Source organism: Xanthomonas nasturtii (assembly GCF_023337365.3).
Lineage (GTDB): Bacteria > Pseudomonadota > Gammaproteobacteria > Xanthomonadales > Xanthomonadaceae > Xanthomonas > Xanthomonas nasturtii.
Window position 1 is genome coordinate 4,760,452 of the sequence record NZ_CP142084.2, and the last position, 20,194, is coordinate 4,780,645.

The following is a 20,194-nucleotide window of genomic DNA, read 5'->3' on the forward strand; positions in this document are numbered from 1 at the left end:
AGTGCTAGAAGCACATCCCGAATGGAGGGTGCATGCCAGCAGCCCAAGCGGCAACAAGATTGCTCGCGGGAAGGCGGCATGTCCCCAGCCAAATGGCAGACCATGTGATCCTCGAATGCGAAGGGCCATCTCTCTATCCCGCGCTAGAACTGTCGTGGAAACCTAGCACGGCGATACCCTCCTGGAACAATCTACTCGCCATCCTCGCCGCAGACTCAACTGGAGAACACACGATGATGAAGTGGATGGGCACCGCGCTGGCCGCGGCACTGCTGGTGAGCGGTTGCGCCAAGGTGGAGGGCGAGAAGTTCGTCGGCCACTGGGTCAACGTGCAGACGCAGGAAGAGACGATGGACATCGAGCGCAATGGCGAGACCTTCATGGTCCGCAGCACCACGCCGAAGTTCTTCAGCCGCAAGCCCAAGACCGAGAGCTACCCGGCGGTCTACAAGGACGGGGCGCTGCAGGTCAGCAACGATGGCGAGACGGTGAACTTCGCCATCGACGCGGCCAACGGCCACCTCAACACCGGCGGCGAGCAGTACCAGCGCGTGCCGGCCAAGTAGGGCCGCCGCTGTCGCCAGCGCCCGCGTGCTGACCATCACCGTCGCACGCGGGCGTTTTGCGTTTGTGGCTCTGCCGGCGGCGCCGATCGGCCGGCGCCTGCCCCTTGAGGAAACGCCAAGCCTGGCGCACCGCCCGTCGTTCCGCCCGCTCTCCCCTGCCATCCAGCGCGCGCAAGCCTTACAGTGCGCAGGCACGCCAGGGTCATGGCGCTGCCCGACCGATCAATCCAGCAACTACGAGGGTGTCATGAGCAAGGGGATGGACCAGAAGAAGAGCCAGAAGAAAGAGCCGACCAAGACGCTGAAAGAAAAGCGCGCGGCCAAGCAGGAAAAGAAGGGCAAGTAAGCCGCCCGACCTGTTAGACGGCGAACGAGGTCAGGCGGATGCCTGGCCTCGCGGTTTTTTTTGGATCACTAGTGCACTGAATCCGAGGAATCGGATGTGATGCGTCGAGTTGGATCAGCGAAGGTCCATTTCAGCGGTTTTGGGTTTTTGTTGTACTGGCGGATGTAGCGCATGAGCTTCTTATCGAGGTCTTTGACTGAGGAGAAAACCCCGCGTGTGATGACATCACGCTGGATGCGGGCGAACCAGTTCTCGACCTGGTTCAGCCATGACGAGTAGGTGGGGGTGTAGTGCATATGAACGCGGGGGTACTCGGCCAGGAACGCATGCACGAGCGGCGTCTTGTGGCTGCTGACGTTATCGCAGATGACATGGATGTCCCGGCCGTTGGACTGACTGGCGACAACCTCTTCGAGGAAGGTCACGAACTGCTCGCTGGTGTGACGAGCTGCCGTTTTGCCCAGCACTTCGCCAGTGCCCGTATTGAGCGCGGCGAACAGGCTCAGTGTGCCATTACGCTTGTATTCGAATCCGTGGCTTTGCGCGCGTCCGGGTGCCAATGCAAGCATCCGGTCCTTGCGGTCCAGCGCCTGGATCGCGGTCTTTTCGTCCACGCAGAAGACCACCGCGTGCGCAGGCGGGTCCAGGTACAGGCCGATCACGTCTGCGGCCTTGGTCTCAAACTCCGGGTCGTTGGAGACCATGTGGGTGTCCAACCGATGCGGACGCACGCCGTGTTTGCGCCAAATGCGCTGGACGGCCGAGAACGACACATTGCCCAGCTCGGCAGCCAGCTTGCGACTGCTCCAGTGCGTCGAACCGTCCTTGGGCTTGTGCTTGAGCGTGCGGTTGAGCACACGCGCTTCCAGCTTGGCCGTCGGTATCTTCGGCGCACGCCCAGGATGCACCGACACCAGCCCGGCCAGTCCTTGCGCCTCAAACGCCGCCGTCCACTTCGAGACGAATGCGTCGTTGCAGGCAAGCTTAGTGCGTATGTGGACTCGACGTTCTCCATCGCTCCAAAGCACAACACACCGCGCGCGGCGCACCAAAGCGGCGTTGCCGTGACGCTTGCGCATCACCGCCTCCAATTCAGCACGCTGTTGGATCGTCAACTTCGTTCTTTGCATGACACACTACCTGGGGATCATGCATCCGATTTCAATGATTCAGTGGACTAGGCGCTAAGCGTTGGCTTGCGAACTCGGCCCGTCAGATTTCTCAATCGCTGCTGACATGGCGTGCGGCAGTACCCTCAACGCTGCTATAGACCGATCAACGGGCCGACCAAATTTGCTGTGCTAATGTGAGTTTGTGCGGATTTCGGAGCTTGTCATGAGCCGTTTGACCATCGATCTGAGCGACTAGCAGCACCAGAGTTTGAAGGCGCTGGCGGCTCTGCAGGGCAAGACGATCAAGCAGTACGCGCTTGAACGCCTGTTCCCTGGCGACGTGAACGCCGATCAGGCGTGGCAGGAGTTGAAAACCCTGCTTGGGGAACGCGTCGCCGAAGGCCTAGCCGGCAAGGTGTCTAGCAAGAGCATCAACACCATTCTGGATGAGGAATTGGCCGAGGGCCGCCGCGGTTGATGCACGGCTACGTCCTCACCGACGCAGCCGAAGCCGATCTGCGCGGGATCATCCGCTACACCTCGGCACGCTGGGGCCAGGCGCAGGTTCGCCGATACATCGCAGACCCGGAACAGGGCATTGCCCATCTCGCAGCAGGGGAATGCACTTTCAAGGATCTGAGCACGCTGTACCCTGCGTTGCGGATGTCGCATTGCATGCACCATTACATCTTCTGCCTGTCGCGTGAGCACGCTCCATCGCTGATCGTGGCGATCCTGCATGAGCGCATGGATCTGATGATGCGTTTGGCCGGCAGGTTATAGCTCACGATCCACGTAGCGATGGTGTGGCTCTCAATTCAAGCGGCCAGCCGCTTGATCCGTGACGGCAGGTCGCCCAGCGCGCGATGCGCTTGTTCCAGTTCGTAATCGGCTTGCAGGCCCAGCCAGAAGCGCTCGGTCGTGCCCAGTGCTGCAGCCAGGCGCACGGCGGTGTCTGCGGTGATGCCGCGCTTGCCCAGGACGATCTCGTTGATGCGGCGCGGCGGCACGCCGGTGGCGCGCGCCAGCGCGTTCTGGCTGATGCCCATCGGCTCGAGGAACTCTTCAAGCAGGATTTCGCCAGGGTGGATGTTGGGTAGGACTGTCATGGACAGATGCCTCATGCTCAGTGGTAATCGACGATTTCGACCTCGGAAACATCGCCCTCCATCCATCGGAAGCAGATGCGCCACTGGTCGTTGATCCGGATGCTGTACTGCCCGCGTCGCTCGCCCTTCAAGGCTTCTAACCGGTTGGCAGGCGGAATGCGCAGATCATCGAGGTGCGCGGCAGCGTTGAGCATGCGCAACTTGCGGCGCGCGACCAACTGGATGTCGGCCGGCAAGCGGCGGGAGAGTTCTCTCAACCGGACGTGCCACCATGGCTTGCGAACGACTACGATCCGGCAGCGACGCATTGTCAGCGGACACCTTGGCCGACGCATCAACGGCGGCGCTGGTGGTGCCGGTAGAGCAATTCACGACAGAGCACACGATAGCGAATGGGCAGCTGCAGCCAGACGGTGTCGAATTCACTGTCTCGGCCTGTGCACGATCATCGCGAAGGTGCACTTTTGATCGCCAATACGGCACCTAGTTTACTGATCGCCTTCCAAATTGGAGCTGTAATACTCGACGTTGTAGGCGTTATCGGCGGCAAGATCTCTTGCTGCTCCTGCCATGAACTTTGCCTCCTCTACAGGATTGTTTGGATCACCTAGATCGCTTGTCCCTGCCGTGTATCCATCATTGAAGTGAGAGACTTCATGCAGAATTGTTCCTGCCTTGGAATCGGAGTTTTGAGCATTACCAATGGCTGGAAGCGTGAAAAATAGCGGGCATATGTTGATAACGTAGGGCTCAGCCGCATTTACCCAGGCGATGGTCGTGGCGGGGTCCACCTTCCCCTGCTTATCACAGCTGCAGGTAGCGGAAACCACGGGGGCATTGGGCAACTGCCCCTGAACTTTACCGAGGCGTATTGCATTGACATGCAGCCTCCATGCAATTTCCCCGTTGATCATGCCGTTTGGACTGGACATGTCGTTAGGATCACCATACGCCCCGTACCATTTGGTATAGCGAGGCGTCTGATTGAAGACAAAGATCGCGTTGGCATCATATTGAAGCAGCGACTGCGTATAGGTAACAGTTTGAAGAGCCAAAGCACCCGCATTGAGGACCGCCTCCTGCACCGCACTTTGCTGCGAGCTATTGCATACCTGCGCTGCTTGCACATCCAAGGCATTTGAGAAAGATTGTGAATTGGTTGCTTGAGGTGTGATCTCGATGGTGTTGGATGTGGCGGCCCTCAGAGACTTCATACCAGCTGAATTGGTTTTACTTTTTGGTTCTGACAGCTCTCGATAACGTACAAACGGCTGGACAGTGACGGAGTACTTCCGCCCAGGCATGATTTCGTAACTCAGTGACAGATCGATCGTCTTGACGGTTAACTGTCCCGGCGCCAAAACAACCTTGCTCGTGGAACCCCGGGCGTTATGCACATAGATGCCGCGGTAGTCAACAGCGCTGCCATCTTCTTGCGTAATCTTGAAAATATTGGCCTGTAACACCCCGCCTTTACCTAAGTCTGGAACATAAGACGCAGGTATCTCGATTGACTGATCACCCGTATTGGACATTGTGACTGTGACTGAGGCTCCAGCTGTAGCTACTTTCGCTGTATTTATATTCTGGAGTTTGATATCTAGCCTCCCAGCCGCATTGGCGGCGGAGCAGGCTGCTAGCGCGAAAATTCCAAAAACCCATGTGGCTTTCATCATTCACCTTCTAGTCAATTTTGAACCTTGGCATGTAATTCCCGGAACGCAAAATTTTCTTTTAGTTCCATGAAGCATTACTCGAATTCGTCGTTATAGGCGGCATGCCGCATCGCTTCTTCCACTGACCTCCGTTATGAGAACTATGCATATAGATCGAGCCGCCTTCTTTCTTAACCCAGATACGCGTTTGCGCATCTCGCTGCGACGAAAGATAAGTCTCGATGCGGGTGCTTCACTATCATCGTTGCACATGCCATCCCCAGGCCCGCATCCATTAGAACAACGACCCCTGCACGGGTAAGGCAGTAGATGGTTCTGTTGCTTGCGTGGCGGGTGCCGCCTGCTGCTGTGCACCTAACCGCCACGCCAGGCCCGAGATGCGTGCGGCGTGCCTTGTCAGCGCGGCGCGGATGACCGCTTCGCTGCCGGACAGGTGCAGGGCGCGGCGGGCGCGGGTGATGCCGGTGTAGAGCAGTTCGCGGCTGAGCACGCGGACGTCGCGGGTGGGCAGTTGCAGCCAGACGTCGTCGAATTCGCTGCCTTGCGCCTTGTGCACGGTCATGGCGAAGGCGCTTTCGTGCGCGGGCAATGCGGCGGGGTGGAAGCCGCGCACCTGGCCGTCGCCGTCGCCTTCGAACCAGGCGACCAACGGGCCTTGGGCATGGTTGTCTGTGGCGGGGGTATCGCGCGGTGAGGTGCTGCCAGCGTGGCCCGGCCTTGAAGGCGGTGCATCGTTGCCGCGCGCTGGAAAGGCGCTTGCGTCGCTTGGCCCGGAGGAGGCACTTGCGTCGCTTCGTCCAGAAAAAGAACCCGCATCGCTTCGCAGGCAGATGCCGACGTCGCCGTTGAACAGGCCGTGGCGGTAGCTGTTTTCGGTAATCAGCAGCAGGCGGCCCTGGAACCAGGGCGAGGCAGCACCGAGGCGGCGGGCGCCGGAGCCGGTGTCGGCCAGCAGTTGTTCGATGCGGGCGTTGAGGCCACGCGCGCCTTGCGGGCCGGCGCGTACGGCAGTGAGCAGGCGCAGGCGGCCGGCCGCGCGCAGTGCCGCGGCGGGGTCTTGGGCGTCGGCCAGCGCGCGCCAGTGGGCGAGCAGTGCGTCGCGGCCGTCGTTGAGCGGGTCTTCGCCGTCTTCGTGGAAGTGCACGCCGGCCAGCTCGCCGCTGCGCAGCAGGGCCAGGGCGGTGTCGGCGTCGCCGGCGCGGATGGCGTCGGCCAGCGGAGCGAGTGCAAAGTTGTCTTCTTGGCGGTAACCGCGTAGCAGGTGGACGCGGTGGCCGGCCAGGCCGCCGGTATGGGTATTGGCTGCGGTGCCGGCGGGTGGGCCGCCAGCGGGCGCGCTGCCGAGCAGCGGTTGTAGCGCCTGGGCGTCGTCGGGCTGCAGGGCATCGCCGGGGCCGGCGGCCTGCAGGATGGCGGCGAGCACGTCGCCGGCTTCCACCGAAGGCAGCTGGTCGGCGTCGCCGAGCAGGATCAGCTGGGTGCCGTCGGCGACGGCGTCGACCAGCTTGCACATCAGTGGGAGGTCGACCATGGAGGCTTCGTCGACCACGATCAGGTCGAACGGCAGCGGGTTGTCGACGGTGTGGCGGAAGTGCGGCGACTCCGGGATGACGCCGAGCAGGCGATGCAGGGTGCTGGCGCCGGTGGGGAGGAGCGATTCCCAGGGCGGCGGCTCGCGCTCGGCGGCGGCGGCCTGCGACGGTGGCGCGGTGTGTTGCGCGTGGGTTCCGCCATTTGGATCGGCAGCTTCCTTTTGCAGATTGAGCTCTGCTTCGGTGGACGGGACAAGGGATGACGCCGCAGCGGACCAGCGCGCGGAGGTGTCGAGGTCTGTGCGCGTCGGCAGCGTGGTGTCTGCGGTTGGCGCAGGCAACTGGACACCATCGGCGATGGCGCGGGCGACGGCCAGACGCAGGCTTTCGGCCATGCGCTCGGCGGCGCGGCCGGTGGGCGCGGCCAGCGCGATGCGCGGGGCCGGGTGGCCGGCGGCCTGGGCCTGGGCCTGGGCGATGCGCAGCAGTAGCAGGCGGGCGATGGTGGTGGTTTTGCCGGTGCCGGGGCCGCCGGTGACCAGCAGCAGGGTGCGGCGCAGGGCCAGGGCTGCGGCCTGGGCTTGGCGGTCTGGGGAGTGGGATGGCTCGGGCAGGCCCGTACCCTCACCCGCCCTTCGGGCACCCTCTCCCGGGGGGAGAGGGGTTGGGTCCACGGGGTGAGGGGTTGGGGTCGCGTTCGGGAATAGTTGGGCGAACAGCGGGGCCAGGGCGGCGGGGTCGAAGGCCGGCATGGGCTGGGCGGCGATGCGTTGCAGGCCCAGCGCCAGGCGGCGTTCGTACTCGCGGTAGCGGCGCAGGTAGAGCAGGCCGTGTTCGAGGACCAGCGGGCAGTCGGCGGCGGCGGGGTCTTCCGGGGCCGGTTGGTCGACCCAGCGCGAGGCAGCCAGGGTGCCTTGCCAGTCGGTGGGGTCCGGAAGGGCCGGCAGTGGGCCGTCGCGCGCGTCCAGCAGCATGGCGGCGCGGGCCGGGTCCAGCCCGGCGTGGCCGCTGGTGACGGCAAGCGACGCGAGCGCGGCACCGGCCAGGACCTGTGGGTCGGTGTCCGGGGCCAGGCGTTGCAGGCTTTGGGCGAAGGCCAGGTCCAGGGTGCGTAACGCTTCGGCTTTGATCAGCGCGCTGAAAGGGTTCGGCTGGTTCATGGGGTGGTGCCTGCCATGGCGGACGTGCCTTTCTCCGGGCGCTTGTGCCGCAGCTCGATGCGTGCGAAGTGGCGTTGGCATGGCCAGGCAGGCGCGGCATGGGGTGCGCGCGGTGTCTGCTTGCCCGGAGGGAGGAGCGCTTTGTGCACGGCGCTGATTGCCAGTGGGGTTTGTTGGGTCATGGGTCGGGCGCTTCTGTGGCGGACGTACCCTCACCCCAACCCCTCTCTCCTTGTAGGGGACCGAGGTCCCGGGGGGGGAGGGGCTTTGAGCCATCGGGGACCAGTTGCGTTGGTGCGCTGCTGGACATCGGCTCCGGGGCGTTGCCGGCGAACAAGGCGTCCAGGGCTTCCACCAGGGCGGGGTCGAAGCGCCAGGCGTGGATGCCGGGGGCCGGGGTGCCGGGGTCGGTGGAGGTGGCCGCGTCCAGGCCGCGGCAGAACAGATAGCGCACGCCGCCGAAGTCGCGGGTGTAGTCGTAGCCACCGCCCTCGGCGGCATCGCCCAGGCGGAAGCGCAGCCAGCGGTGCAGCGCCACGGTGTAGATCAGCGCCTGCAGCGCGTACTCGCTGTGCGCCATGGCGCGGACCAGGGCGTCGGCGTCGTAGCTGGGCAGGCGGTTGGATTTGTAGTCCAGCACGTACCAGCGGCCGTCCACGGTGTAGGTGAGGTCGATCAGGCCGGTCATCAGGCCTTCCAGCCGCTGGCGCATGCCGAAGGCCTTGCGGTCGCCGACCACGCCAAACCGGTGCAGCAAGGCCAGCAGCGCATCCACGCGGGTGGGCCGCATGGCGAAGTGGAATTCCATTTCATTGCGACGCTGCGGCGCGGGCACGTCGGCCAGGCGGGTGCCTTCGGGCAACGCGACAGTGAGGGTGTGGCCGATCAGCGCGGTGAGCATGCTCAGGCCGTCGTCGAGTTCGTCCTGGGCATAGCCGCCGCGTTGCAGGGCCTCGACGATGGGCGCCGCCTGGCCGTCGGGCGCGGGTTGGCCGGGCCACCACGCCTGCCAGGCAGCAAAATCGCAGCGCTCGAACACGTCGTGCATCACCACGCCGAAGCGGTTGCCGGCGAACCGTGGATCGAAGGGTTCGGCCTCGGCAGCCACCGCAATTGCTTCGCTGCCGGACGGTTCGTCGCTACCGCCACTGCCGACCACGGTGGCGCTGGCCATCGGGTCGCTGGCGGCGCCGGCATCGGCGTTGGCCAGCTGGGTGAAGCTGTAAACCCACCACTCCGGCGCGATGTGGCGTTGCGGGCTGCGCGCGGGCGGCACTTGCGCCTCGTCCGGCGGCGGCAGGCGTGGCAGGTGGGCCGGCGGCGTGCTGGTGTCGACCACCACTGCGCCCTCGCCGGCCGCGCCCTGCAACACATCCAGCGCGCGCAGCATGCCGGCCAGCGCAGTGCGCTCGTGCTGGTGGAACGGGCCGCTGGCGATCCACAGCGCGTGCTCGGCGCGGGTCAGGCCGACGTAGAGCAGGCGCGCGTCTTCGGCGCGTTGTTCCTGCTTCCAGGCGGTTTCGGCGGCACTCCAGGTCGGCTCGTCTTTATCACGGCTCCATTTGGACACGTTCCAGTGCAATTGCCGGCCAGCGTCCGGCGCATGCACCACGCAGTGGCGGCCGGCGCCCTTGTCGCTGCGGCCGATGCCGATGTACGGCAAAAATACCAGCGGATATTCCAGGCCCTTGCTCTTGTGCAGGGTGACGATCTGCACGCGGCGCGCGTCCGATTCCAGCCGCAGCTGCTGGGCTTCGTCGTTGTCGTCGGCATTGGCGATGCGGCGCGACAGCCAGTCCACCAGGCCATGCGGGCCGAGCGCGCGGGCGTCGGCTTCCTGCAGCAGTTCGGCCAGTTGCAGGTAGTTGGTAAGGCGGCGTTCGCCATCGACCAGGGCCAGCAGGCGTTGCCCGTGCGCGGCGCCCAGCTCGCCGATCAAGGCCAGCGGGCCGCCGCGTTGCCAACGCTCGCGCCAGTCCAGTGCGTGCTGCTGCCAGCGGCGGTGACGCTCGCCGTCGTGTGCGAGCGCAGCGATGGCGGCGGCGTCTTCGCCGATCAACACGGTGGCCAGGGCGGCGCGCAGGCGGCTGTCGTCGCCCGGGTCGAGCAAGGCCTGCAGCAGGGCGAGCAGTTCCAGCGCTTCGTCGGTGGCGAACAGGCTTTGCTTGCCGGCGGCCACGGCGGGGATGCCCACTGCACCCAGCGCCTGCTGGATGCGGGTGGCCTCGCCATGGCTGCGCACCAGCACGGCGATGTCGCCGGCCTGCACCGGGCGGCCGTTGATGGTGGCGCTGCCGTCGCGACCACCGGCCAGCCAGCCGCGGATGGCTGCAACGCAGGCGGCGGTGGCCAGCTCGCGGGCGTGGCCGGCGCTCCAGGGTTTGGGCTTGCCCTTCATTACCGGCGGTGGCTCGGGCGCGCGCCACAGCGTGAGTGCCGGCGCGGTGACGCCGTTGCATTGCAGGTCGGTGTCCAGCCGCTTGGTGCCGGCCTGCACCGGGTGGAAGGCGATGCCGTCGGTGAGGAAGGCGTCGGTGTAGCCGGCCTGTGCGTACAGCGCGTCGATGGCCGCCAGCACGCCGGGGCGCGAGCGAAAATTGTGGCTCAGCGGTGGGGCCAGTTCGGCAGTGACTGCGGCAGCCAGATAGGTGCGCACATCGCCGCCGCGGAAGCCGTAGATGGCCTGCTTGGGGTCGCCGATCAGAAACAGTGCCGGCTCCAGGCCGGCGGCGCGCGCGAGCGGGCCTTCGCCGAACACGTTGGAAAAGATCGCCCACTGGCGGTCGTCGGTGTCCTGGAACTCGTCCACCAGCGCGATGGCGTATTGCGCACGCAGGCGTGTGACCAGGGCGTCGGCCTGCGCGCCTCCCAGCGCATGCGCGACGCCATCGACCAGGTCGTCGTAGGTCTGCACGCGGCGCTGGCGCTTGAGCAGCGCCAGCCGTGCGATGGCATCCTCGCGCAGGGCGGGCAGCAGGGCGATACGGCGACGGCTGCGCCATGCTTCGACAGCGTCCAGCGCGGTGAGATAGCCATCGATCTCATGGCTCATCGGCGAAGCCGGCGTGCGGTCGACGAACTTCTTGTTGGTGCCCGAGGCCAGTTCGTCAGCGGTCAACTTGAGCAGCTTGGGATGTGGGGCGTGCTCGTGCGATGGCGCGGCGGCGAAGCTGTCGAACCAATGCCACAGCGCGGTGAGCCACTCCGGTTTGTAACTGACCTTGCTCAAGATGCCGCCATCGATGGCGGACATGATGGAGTCGAAAAACGCGGTGCCGTGCGCCTGGAAGGCGGCAGCCAATGCGCTACTGGCGTCTTGCACGGCCTGCAGCAATGCCGCCGCATCGTCGGTGCTCGTGGCCACCGCCGGCAGCAACTGCGAATGACGCACCAGCGCGCGCAGATCGCTGGCCAATGCCTCCGGGCCACCCGACCACAGCGCGATCAGGTCTTCGGCCATCACCGCATCGGCGGCGCGTTGGCGCCACAGATCGGCCGCGACTTCGCCCAGCAATTCGCGGTCGTTGGCGAGCAGTTCCGGTGCGGCGAAGGCCTGGCCGCTTTCCAGCGCGTGTTCGCGCAGCACGCGCGCGCAGAAGCCGTGGATGGTGAACACGGCGGCCAGGTCGATTTCTTCGACGGCCTGTTGCAGGCGGCGGCGCAAGGCGGCGGGGGTTTCGGTGCCGGTGGCCAGGTGCGCTTCGAGAATGACGCGGGTGAGCAGGGCGTCCGGCGCTTCGTGCAGGAGCGGGCTTGGCCGCGACGGGTCGTTGGCGACGTCGGTCGCGGCCAAGGCCGCTCCTACAAAAGCCGATGCGTCATGGGCCACCAGCGTTGTAGATGGTTCGGTCGCGCCCTGGCCCGCTGCTTCGGTGGCATCGGGCACCAGCGTTGCGGCCAGCACCAGGCGCTCGCGGATGCGGCGGCGCAGTTCCTGGGTGGCGGCCTCGGTGAAGGTCACCGCCAGGATCTGGCCGATACGCAGCCCGCGCTCGACCACCAGCCGGGTGAACAGCGTGGCCAAGGTGAAGGTCTTGCCGGTGCCGGCGCTGGCCTCGATCAGGCGCACGCCGTGCAACGGCAAATGCAGGTACGGGTCGGTGACGGGGCTGGCGCTCATTCGGCCTCTTCCTGCGCGCCGTGCCAGTGGCGCCAGCTCTCGATCAGACGCTCCGGATCCAGCGTGGCGTCGGCGTTGCCACGTTCGAGCAGGTCGTACACACGATGGCTGGTGATGGCGAACTCGGCGAAGCGCTGCGCATCGGCGAACGGGTCGCGGCCGCGGTTGACCAGGCGCAGTTCCGGGCTGTGCGATTCGCTCCAGCCGAAGCTGGATTGCCACTGCCCGGCGGCGTCCTTGATGGCCTTGTCCAGGTCGTCGCCGCGCGCGGCCTGGTGATATTTCCAGCTGCTGTAGGGCGCGAACGCCAGCGGCGCCTGCAGGCCGTGCCGATACAGCTGCAGCAGTGCGGCCAACGCGGTGTGCGCCTGCATCTGCGACAGCGGTTCGGGGTCGATGGGATGCGGGCCCAGGCCGTCGTCGTGTTCGAAGAAGCGCACGTACGGCGCGTGCTCGCCGGCGGCGCGCAGCAGCAGCCATTCCAGGCCGTGACGGATCGCGCTGCGGCCGCTGAGCGCGCCGACCTGCACCCGCCCTACGCCGCTCGCATACCAACCTGGCACGCGGCCATGCACCTCGACATCGCCGATCTGCACCTGCAGGCGGCGCGACTCGGCCGGCGCCTCGCCACGCCACTGCCGAAATGCCTCGGCATACGGGCGCAGTTGCATCACGCGCTCATCGAGTTGGCGCCGCCCCAGCGGGCCGGACGGCAGCAGCGCGCGTGCGCGCAGACGCTCGTAAAGCCGGTCGGTGTCGCCGGCCAGCGCGGCGTCGAACACATGCTGCTGCAGGCCGTATTGGTCCAGCCCGCGCGTGGGGGCGAGCAACGGTTCGAGGTCGCTGTCTTCGCCGACCGGATCGGGCAGACGCATGCCCAACCGATGGCGCAGAAACTGCCCGGCCGGGTCGGCGAACAGGCGGCGCAGCTCGTCGATCGAGACGCTGGTCGGCACTGCGATGTCATCGGCCGGCAACGCAGCGGCTACCCACGGCGCGAGCGGCTGCCGCTGGCCGACCAGGCTACCTACCGCGGGCCGCCATTGGCGGCGATAACTGAAGCGACGCGGGTCGGCGCCGTCTTCGCCCAGCGCACCGAACGCGGCGGCGGCGAATGGCTGCAACGGGTGATGCACGACCAGCGTATCGATGGCCTTGGGGTCGGCGTGATATTGGGCAGCGCTGGCCAGCAATTCGCTGACCAGCACCGACGGTTCGCGCGCGCTGCCATCGCGCGCATCGGCGCCGAGGTAACTCAGATAAAACACTTCCTGCGCGGAGGCGAACAACTGCAGAAACAGAAAGCGGTCGTCCTCGCGCGTTGAACGATCGCCATGCCGGCGACGCTCGGTGCCCAACTCTGCAGTGAGGCTATTGAGCCCGGCAGCCGGATCGCGGCGCGGGAAATCGCCATCGTTCATGCCGAGCAGGCAGATCGCGCGGAACGGCAGCAAGCGCATCGGCACCATGCGGCCGAAACTGATGCCGCCGGTGAGCAGCGGCGCGCGCGTGTCCGACTCGCCCAGCACTGCGGCGAAGTGCGCACGCACCACCTCGGCGGGCACGGTGCCGGCGTATTCGGCGCGCACCGCATCGCGGGCGAATTGGTCGATCAACGTGCGCAAGCGATCCAGCGCGCGCTGTGCACGCGGTGCCGAGGGTGCTTTTGGAATCAGCGCCTCCAGCAGGCCGAGCAGACGCTCGCGCCATTCGACCGGCGTCATCGCTTCGGCCAATACGGATTGGTGGCGTTCGAGCACGCGCAACAGCTTCAACAAGGTATCGAGTGCGGCCAGCGCGCTGCCTTCCAGCTGCGGCCATGGCGCCACGCCCTCGATATCGTCGTCGGCGCCGCTGGCATGGCCGAGCAGCAGCCGGTCCAGCGCGAAGCGCCAGGTGTAGGCGTCGTCGCTCGGTGCCTGGTGCTGACGCCGATGCGCCGCATCCAGCCCCCAGCGCGCGCCGGCGGCATGCAGCCAGCCGCGCAAGCGTTCCAGTCCCGCTTCGTCCAGGCCGGCGGCCTCGGCGATCGGTGCACTGGCCAGCAGGTCGAGAATCTCGTGCAGGCCGAAGCGTGCAATCGGCAGGCCGAGCAAGGTGAGGAACACCTCGGCCAGCGGCTCGCTCGCCAACGGGCTGGCATCGGCCAGCGCGTACGGCAGCGCGTCGTCGTTGCCGTGACTGCCGAACACCGCGTCCAGATACGGCACGTATGGGTCGATGTCCGGCGACAGCACTGCGATCTCGCGCGGCTGCAGCGGCGGGTCGAAGCGCGCATCGTCGAGCAAGGCGCGCAGTTGGTCGTGCAGCACCTGCAGCTCGCGCAGCCGCGTATGGCAGGCATGCACCTGCAGGCTGGGGTCGTGCAGATTCACCGTCGGCAACGCGGCATGCACGCTTGGTGCGCGGCGATGGAACAAGTCGCTCTGCATACGCCGCAGCAGGCTGTCGCCCAGGCCGCCATCGGCCAGTGCGCGGCGGCCGGACTCCAGCGGATCGGCGTAGGCGGCGATCTCGGCCAGCGGATGCACCACCTCGTAGTCGCCCACCAGCGCCATGAAATCGCGCCCGGCCGCGCCCCAGGCCTGCAGCAGCGGGTTTTCCTGCACCTGCTCGGCAAACAGCTGCACCGCGCCGTCTTCGCGACGGCGTTGCCACAACGTCTGCAGATCGCCCCAATAGCCTTGCGTGGGCGTAGGCAGATAGAAATGCAGCGTGCCCACGCGCGCCTGCGTGGCCAGCACGCGCAGCACGTCGGGCGAGATGTTGAGGATGGCGAAGGCAAACAGGCGCTTCGGCAAGCCCTGCGGCAGCGGACCATCGGGCCGCGCAAACCGATCCAGATACTGGCCGATGCGGCGCGCACGGTATTGCCGGCCGGACGCGATGCTGCGCCACAAGCGCGCCTGCGGGTCATCGGGGTCGGCGCCGCCTTCCCAGCGCAGCAACCAGTCGCGTCGCCAGGCCTGGTACTTCTCGAACACATTGCCCAGCTCGCCAGCCAGCGCCCAGGGCTTGAGCGCATCGCCATCGGACAGATAACCGGCCAATGGCGCCAATGCCGCATCGCTGCCCAGGTCGGCCTGCAACGCGGCGTACAACCGCCACTGCGTGGTGGCCATGTCCAGATCGTCGTCGGCCGGGCCGAGATTGCACTCCAGCGCGCGCGCGACGAACTCGCCGGGGGTGAGGAATTCCAGATTCGCCGCCACACCGTGCTCGGCCGCCAGCGTGGACTGCAACCAGCGCCGCATCGCCACCTGCGGAATCAGCACCACCTCCGGCTGCAGCAGCGGTTGTTCGGGCACCGGCCGGCGCAGCTCCTGTGCGAGCAAGGCGGCCAGCGTATCCAGCGCGTTTGACGGATAGAGGCGAAAATCTGGCGCGGAAGTGGCGTGCATGCGTGCGTGCATTGTGCCGGATGCCGGCGGACAGCGTTGTTTGCGCATGCGCCGACGACCGCACGATGGCGATCGATGCGGCACGCAAACGCGATGGGCCGAGCGTTTCCGCCCGGCCCATCGCGTTGTTTAGTGCGTAACGCGCGACGCGCTCAGTATTTCTTTTCCAGATTGAGCATCCAGGTCTGATCGTTGTTGCTGTCGCCATCGGTGATGCCGCGGTATTCCAGACGCGTCGACAGCCCTTGCTCGGTCAGCAACGCCGCGCCGATACCGACCATCAACCGGTTGCGGTCGAACGCACTTTGCGCCGTGCGGTAGAACGGGCCGCCGCTGAGATCGGCATAGCTCAGCGTGGCATCGCCACGGCCCTGGAAGTCGCGTTGATATTCCACGCGCAACTGCGGGGTCAGCCGTCCCCAGGCGACTTCGCGGCGCCATTCCAGACGCAGACCGAGATTGCCGGTGGTGGTGGCCACATCCATGTCGGCATAGCGCAGTGCGAACGGCGCCACGCCGTCTTCCGCATAGCCATCCAGCGTGGCACGTGCCACATCCACGCGCGCATACGGGGTGATCTGCAGATCGCCACGTTGCAGGTCGGCGCCGGTGGACACCGAGGCGATCCACTGCTTGCCGTCGCGGTTGCCTTCGGCCAGCGAGCTGTCGTCGGTGACGAAGCGGCGCAGGTCGTAGGACAACATCTGGTAACCCACCAGGGTGTCGAAGAAGAACGCCTTGCCCGGGTGGAAGCTGGCGTACAGCGCCATGGTGTACGCGGTGCCCTTGCTGCGGCTGCCGCGCGTGCCCACATCGCTGTCGTCGCGGCCCCAGCCCAGGCCCGCACCGATCGCCAGCGACTGCGCAACCCTGTAGTCGGCGCCGACGCTTAGGCCGTCGGTCTGGAAATCCACGCCGTTGCTGTTAGTCTGCCGGTTCAAGCTGCCCGAGCGGATCGCACCGCCGATCCACAGACCCAGGTCACCCTGGCCCTGCACACCCTCGCTGTTGCCCGCCGCCGCTGCCGGCGCATCGCGGAAGTCGTTGTCGGCATCCTGGGTGTCCGGGCTGCACGGCTGCGCAGTGATGCCGCGCTCGGCCTGGCGGCAATGCGAAGTCGGCTGGAAGCTCACCGCGTTGGTGAAGCTGCCGCCACCGCGATGGGTGGCCTCCAGACGGCGCTGGAAGTTGTCGATCTGCGCACGCGCAAACCGCCGCGTGGACTCGGACTGCGCATCGATCAGGCCACGCACTTCCGCATCCTGGCTTGGGTCGCGGCGCGGCGCGATGTTGAACACCACATTGGCCGGCACCGAGGTCGCAAAGGCGTTGGACAAGGTGAACTGCACCGTGGCCTGGCCGACGAACGCCGGGTTGGGGGTAAAGGTCAGCATGAAGGTGGGCGTTTCGGCCATTGCCGTCGCGGCTGGCGACGGGCCGGAGGCACGCGCCGCCGCTGCGGTGGCGGTACCGCCAACCCGGGTGATGGTGGCGGTACCGGCCGAGGCCGGCAGCACCGCGACCACCGCAGCGGCCACGAACGGCCCACCGGTCGCGTTGCGGGTGATGTCCACCTGCTGCGCTTCGCCCGGCACTGCGGCAGCGGTGACCGACACCGCCACCGGCCGCGCGTTCACCGTGATGGTCAGCGTGGCCGCCGCCGAGCTGCCGCCCGCACCGGTGGCGGTATAGCTCAGCACATCGCTGCCGACGAAGCCTGCGTTCGGCGTGTAGACCAGTTCCAGGCCGTTGACCACGGCGGTGCCGTTGGTCGGCGCGGTGGCAATCGCAATCGCCGTGATGTTGCCGGTGTCGTTGGCGGTTACCGCCGCGGTGACCGCGGTGTCGGTCATGGTGGCTGCCACATCCGCCACCGCCACCGGCGCCGCATCGCTCACCGTGAAGGTGTAGGCCTGGGTGGCGCTGGCATTGCCGGCGTCGGCCACTGCGATGGTGAAGGACGAGCTGCCCTGCGTCGTTGGCGTTCCCGACAGCGTGCCGTCGCTGGCCAGGCTCAGGCCGGCCGGCAAGGTGCCGCTGGCGACGCTGTAGCGGTACGGCGCAATGCCACCGCTGGCGGTGAGCACCTGGTCGTACGCGCTGCCGCGCACCGCCGGTGGCAGGGTCGGCTGCGCCAGCACCAGCGTTGCCGCGGCAATGGTGACCGCATAGCTCTGGCTGGCCTGTGCCGCCGGGCTGGGCGTGCTGTCGGTTGCGGTCAGGGTGAAGTTGAACGTGCCCGACAAGGTCGGCGTACCGCTCAGCCCGCCGGTCGCAGTGTCGAGGACAACCCCATTGGGCAACGCGCCCGCTGTCAGTGCATAGCTGTAGGGCGCGGTGCCGCCGGTGGCGGGCGTGATCGCCGCCGCATACACCTGCCCGGCCGTGCCTGCCGGCAAGGTGGACGCCGGCAACACCAGGTTCGGGCCGGCCACGGTCAGGCTGTAGGCCTGATTGCCGGTGAAACTGCCCGCATCGGTCGCGGTGACGGTGAAGTTGAAGCTGCCTTCCACCGTCGCGGTGCCGGACAGCGTGCCGTTGCTGGCCAACGTAAGGCCGGCCGGCAGGGTGCCCGCGCTGACTGCATACGTATAGGGCGCGGTGCCGCCGCTGGCGCTCAAGGCCTGGCTATACGCCGTGCCGCGGGTGGCAGCCGGCAGCGCGGTAGGCGCAACCACGATGACAGGTGCCGCGATGGTCAGCGCATAGCTGCGGCTGGCCTGCGCCGCCGGGCTGGGCGTGCTGTCGGACACGGTCAGGGTGAAGTTGAACGTCCCTGCCACGGTCGGGGTGCCGCTGAGGGTGCCAGTCGCCACGTCCACGACCACACCCGTCGGCAGGACGCCGCCGGTCAGTGCGTAGCTGTAGGGCGCGGTGCCGCCGGTGGCGGGCGTGATTGCCGCGGAGTACGCCTGCCCGGCGGTACCTGCCGGCAAGGTGCTCGCCGGCAACACCAGGTTCGGGCCGGCCACGGTCAGGCTGTAGGCCTGATTGCCGGTGAAACTGCCCGCATCGGTCGCGGTGACGGTGAAGTTGAAGCTGCCTTCCACCGTTGCGGTGCCGGACAACGTGCCGTTGCTGGCCAGGGTGATACCGGCCGGCAGCGTGCCGCTAGCGAGCGTGTAGGTGTACGGCGCAGTGCCGCCACTGGCGCTCAGCAGCTGGCTGTAGGCCGTACCACGCGTGGCGCTCGGCAGTGTGGACGGCGCCACCACGATCGACGGCGCGGCAATATTCAAGGCATAGCTACGGGTGCCTTGCGAGGGCGTATTCGAGGTGCTGTCGGTGGCGGTCACGGTGAAGGCGAAGGTGCCCACGGTGCTGGGAGTCCCGGTCAGGGCCCCGCTGCTGCCATTGAGCGTGATGCCCGCCGGCAAGCTACCGGCGGTAACGGCGTAGGTGTAGGGCGCAATACCGCCCGTTGCCGGATTGAGCGCACCCGCATAGGCCTGGCCTGCCGTGCCGGCCGGCAAGCTGGTCGCCGGCAAGGTCACCGTCGCGCCGGCCACGGTCAGCGTATAGGCGCGGCTGCCGCTGGTGGGGCTACCGCCGCTATCGGTGGCGGTCACGGTGAAGTTGAAGCTACCGCTGGCAGTGGGAGTACCGGACAGCACGCCGGTGCCGCTCAGGGTCAGCCCGACCGGCAAGGTACCGGCGCTGAGCGCGAACGTGTAGGGCGCGGTGCCGCCACTGGCGGTGAGGTTCTGGCTGTAGGCGCTGCCTGCAGTGGCCCCCGGCAGCGATGCCGGGCCGACCGTCACCACCACATCGTCGTTGAGGATGGTGCCGGTGCCGGTGGCGCGCGCGATGCTTGCGTTGCTGGCGCCAGACAGACCGACGCTGAAGGTCTCGTTGGGTTCGACCGCGGTGTCGCCGTTGACGGTAACCGCCACGCCCTGCGCGGTGGTGCCTGGCGCAAAGGTCAGAGTGCCCGAGCGGGCGCTATAGTCGCTGCCCGCGTTGGCGGTACCGTCGGCGGTGGCGTAATTGACCGTAACGGTCTGGCCATTGGCCGCGCTCAGGCTCACCGTGAAGGTGGCCGTGGTGGTGCCACTGTTGCCTTCGTTCACGCTGATATCGTCGATCGACAGCGACGGTGCCGCATCGTCGTTGACGATGGTGCCCAGGCCCTGGCCGTCGCCAACGCTGGCGCCACTGACGTTGCTGACGTTGACGAAGAAGGTTTCGTTGGGTTCGCTGAGCGTGTCGCCGTTGACCAGCACGGTGAAGGTGGCGCTGCTGCTGCCGGCGGGAATGCTCTGCCCGCTCAGGCTGGCAACGACATAGTCCACGCCCGCGGTGGCAGTGCCGTCAGCGGTGGCGATATCGAAGCTGACGCCGCCAGTGCCGGCCGGCTGGCTCAGCGAGACAGTGAAGGTGGTATTGGTGGTGCCGGCATTGCCTTCGTTCACGGATACGTCGTTGATCGACAGCGCCGGCAGCGTATCGTCGTTGACGATGATGGCACTGGCGCTGACCGGGCTGCCGGGGGCATAGCCGGTGCCAGTACCGACGGTGTAGACGATCGTCTCATTCGCTTCCACCATCGCGTCGGGGGTCGGCGTGATGGTGAAGCTGGCCGAGCTGGCGTTGGCCGGAATCACGATGTTGCTGCGCGCGCCGGAATAGTCGCTGGCGCTGTCGGCGGTCCCACTGCCGGCCAGGTTCACCGTGGTGGGCACGCTGTTGGTCTGACTCAGCGTCACCGTGTAGACGAACGCAGTGCCGCTGTCTTCGTTGGCGCTGGCCGGCGAGACCGCGATGCTGGCAGACCGCGACGGCACAATGGTGATGTTGAAGGTAAGGACATTTTCTTCCTCGTCGCGCAGGTAGAACGCGTCGGACGTGGCGCTATTGTTTCCATGCGTGTAGGTAACGGTCTGCGTACCAGGTCCGCTGAGCTCACTGAGTGAGATGGTCCCGTTGGGCGTGCTGCCGTTGCCTCCGCCGTTGCCGAAGGGGGTCAGCGGATTTCTGGGGTCATCGCCCATGCCGATGTTGGAGGGGCCATCGCAGTTGCTGACATCGAACGTCACCGATCCGCTCTGATTGATCGTGGCGTTCCGGGTGGAACAATAGGCCGACGCCCCCTGTGCCCAGACCTGTGCGGGTAGCAGGAGCGCCAGGGCGCAGATCATCACGGCCACCATCCAGCGCACCGGCGCACCGGTG

11 protein-coding genes and 3 pseudogenes are annotated in these 20,194 nt (G+C 66.6%); 4 read left to right on the forward strand and 10 right to left on the reverse strand.

The features are described from left to right. Nucleotides 1-233: 233 nt before the first annotated feature. Together M3O59_RS20855 and M3O59_RS20860 are read left to right on the forward strand one after the other, a co-directional pair. Complete coding sequence (locus M3O59_RS20855; RefSeq protein WP_104592031.1) at nucleotides 234-566, forward strand: hypothetical protein; 333 nt, start codon at nucleotides 234-236, stop codon at nucleotides 564-566. A gap of 25 nt (nucleotides 567-591) precedes the next feature. After that, a complete protein-coding gene (locus M3O59_RS20860) occupies nucleotides 592-912 on the forward strand; it encodes a hypothetical protein (RefSeq protein ID WP_181920686.1) in 321 nt (106 codons plus the stop codon). Between the two features lie 68 nt (nucleotides 913-980). On the opposite strand, the gene M3O59_RS20865 is transcribed toward M3O59_RS20860, so the two are convergent. After that, entirely contained in the window at nucleotides 981-1,991 is a 1,011-nt protein-coding gene (locus tag M3O59_RS20865; protein ID WP_082925906.1) for an IS630 family transposase, read from the reverse strand. A 301-nt stretch (nucleotides 1,992-2,292) separates the two neighbouring features. Here M3O59_RS20865 and M3O59_RS20870 point away from each other — a divergent pair, with 301 nt between their 5' ends. Further along, nucleotides 2,293-2,502: an antitoxin gene (locus M3O59_RS20870; protein ID WP_249046978.1), complete on the forward strand. Its 210-nt coding sequence runs from the start codon at nucleotides 2,293-2,295 to the stop codon at nucleotides 2,500-2,502. Next, a complete protein-coding gene (locus M3O59_RS20875) occupies nucleotides 2,502-2,807 on the forward strand; it encodes a type II toxin-antitoxin system RelE/ParE family toxin (protein WP_064631513.1) in 306 nt (101 codons plus the stop codon). Before M3O59_RS20870 ends, M3O59_RS20875 begins: the two co-directional genes overlap by 1 nt. A gap of 35 nt (nucleotides 2,808-2,842) precedes the next feature. Here M3O59_RS20875 and M3O59_RS20880 read toward each other — a convergent pair whose 3' ends face one another. From M3O59_RS20880 to M3O59_RS20915, 9 genes and pseudogenes are all read right to left on the reverse strand, one after another. Next, the gene (locus M3O59_RS20880) at nucleotides 2,843-3,133 is read right to left on the reverse strand and encodes a HigA family addiction module antitoxin (RefSeq protein WP_064507888.1); all 291 of its coding nucleotides are present in this window, start codon (nucleotides 3,131-3,133) and stop codon (nucleotides 2,843-2,845) included. Between the two features lie 17 nt (nucleotides 3,134-3,150). Next, the gene (locus M3O59_RS20885; RefSeq protein ID WP_249046987.1) at nucleotides 3,151-3,327 is read right to left on the reverse strand and encodes a type II toxin-antitoxin system RelE/ParE family toxin; all 177 of its coding nucleotides are present in this window, start codon (nucleotides 3,325-3,327) and stop codon (nucleotides 3,151-3,153) included. A 143-nt stretch (nucleotides 3,328-3,470) separates the two neighbouring features. Continuing rightward, a pseudogene (locus M3O59_RS21170) lies at nucleotides 3,471-3,588 on the reverse strand (ATP-binding domain-containing protein); the annotation flags it as partial. 33 nt (nucleotides 3,589-3,621) lie between these two features. Beyond that, on the reverse strand, nucleotides 3,622-4,806 hold the full coding sequence (locus M3O59_RS20890) for a M35 family metallo-endopeptidase (protein ID WP_249050100.1): 1,185 nt from the start codon (nucleotides 4,804-4,806) through the stop codon (nucleotides 3,622-3,624). A gap of 277 nt (nucleotides 4,807-5,083) precedes the next feature. Next, a pseudogene (locus M3O59_RS20895) lies at nucleotides 5,084-6,466 on the reverse strand (AAA family ATPase); the annotation flags it as partial. A gap of 227 nt (nucleotides 6,467-6,693) precedes the next feature. Then, nucleotides 6,694-7,501, reverse strand: a pseudogene (locus M3O59_RS20900) (AAA family ATPase); the annotation flags it as partial. Nucleotides 7,502-7,679: 178 nt separating this feature from the next. Then, nucleotides 7,680-11,621: an exodeoxyribonuclease V subunit beta gene (gene recB, locus M3O59_RS20905; RefSeq protein WP_249046981.1), complete on the reverse strand. Its 3,942-nt coding sequence runs from the start codon at nucleotides 11,619-11,621 to the stop codon at nucleotides 7,680-7,682. Further along, complete coding sequence (recC, locus tag M3O59_RS20910; RefSeq protein ID WP_249046982.1) at nucleotides 11,618-15,022, reverse strand: exodeoxyribonuclease V subunit gamma; 3,405 nt, start codon at nucleotides 15,020-15,022, stop codon at nucleotides 11,618-11,620. The genes recB and recC overlap by 4 nt, the downstream gene beginning before the upstream one ends. A gap of 152 nt (nucleotides 15,023-15,174) precedes the next feature. Further along, entirely contained in the window at nucleotides 15,175-20,172 is a 4,998-nt protein-coding gene (locus tag M3O59_RS20915) for a putative Ig domain-containing protein (RefSeq protein ID WP_373419021.1), read from the reverse strand. Nucleotides 20,173-20,194: the final 22 nt, after the last annotated feature.

What these genes read in the sequence shown, in the direction of transcription:
- M3O59_RS20915 (WP_373419021.1), bottom strand. Translation starts at nt 20,172, where the DNA reads ATGGTGGCCGTGATGATCTGCGCCCTGGCGCTCCTGCTACCCGCACAG.
- M3O59_RS20880 (WP_064507888.1), bottom strand. Translation starts at nt 3,133, where the DNA reads ATGACAGTCCTACCCAACATCCACCCTGGCGAAATCCTGCTTGAAGAG.
- recC (WP_249046982.1), bottom strand. Translation starts at nt 15,022, where the DNA reads ATGCACGCCACTTCCGCGCCAGATTTTCGCCTCTATCCGTCAAACGCG.
- M3O59_RS20885 (WP_249046987.1), bottom strand. Translation starts at nt 3,327, where the DNA reads ATGCTCAACGCTGCCGCGCACCTCGATGATCTGCGCATTCCGCCTGCC.
- M3O59_RS20865 (WP_082925906.1), bottom strand. Translation starts at nt 1,991, where the DNA reads ATGCGCAAGCGTCACGGCAACGCCGCTTTGGTGCGCCGCGCGCGGTGT.
- M3O59_RS20875 (WP_064631513.1), top strand. Translation starts at nt 2,502, where the DNA reads ATGCACGGCTACGTCCTCACCGACGCAGCCGAAGCCGATCTGCGCGGG.
- recB (WP_249046981.1), bottom strand. Translation starts at nt 11,621, where the DNA reads ATGAGCGCCAGCCCCGTCACCGACCCGTACCTGCATTTGCCGTTGCAC.
- M3O59_RS20890 (WP_249050100.1), bottom strand. Translation starts at nt 4,806, where the DNA reads ATGAAAGCCACATGGGTTTTTGGAATTTTCGCGCTAGCAGCCTGCTCC.
- M3O59_RS20855 (WP_104592031.1), top strand. Translation starts at nt 234, where the DNA reads ATGATGAAGTGGATGGGCACCGCGCTGGCCGCGGCACTGCTGGTGAGC.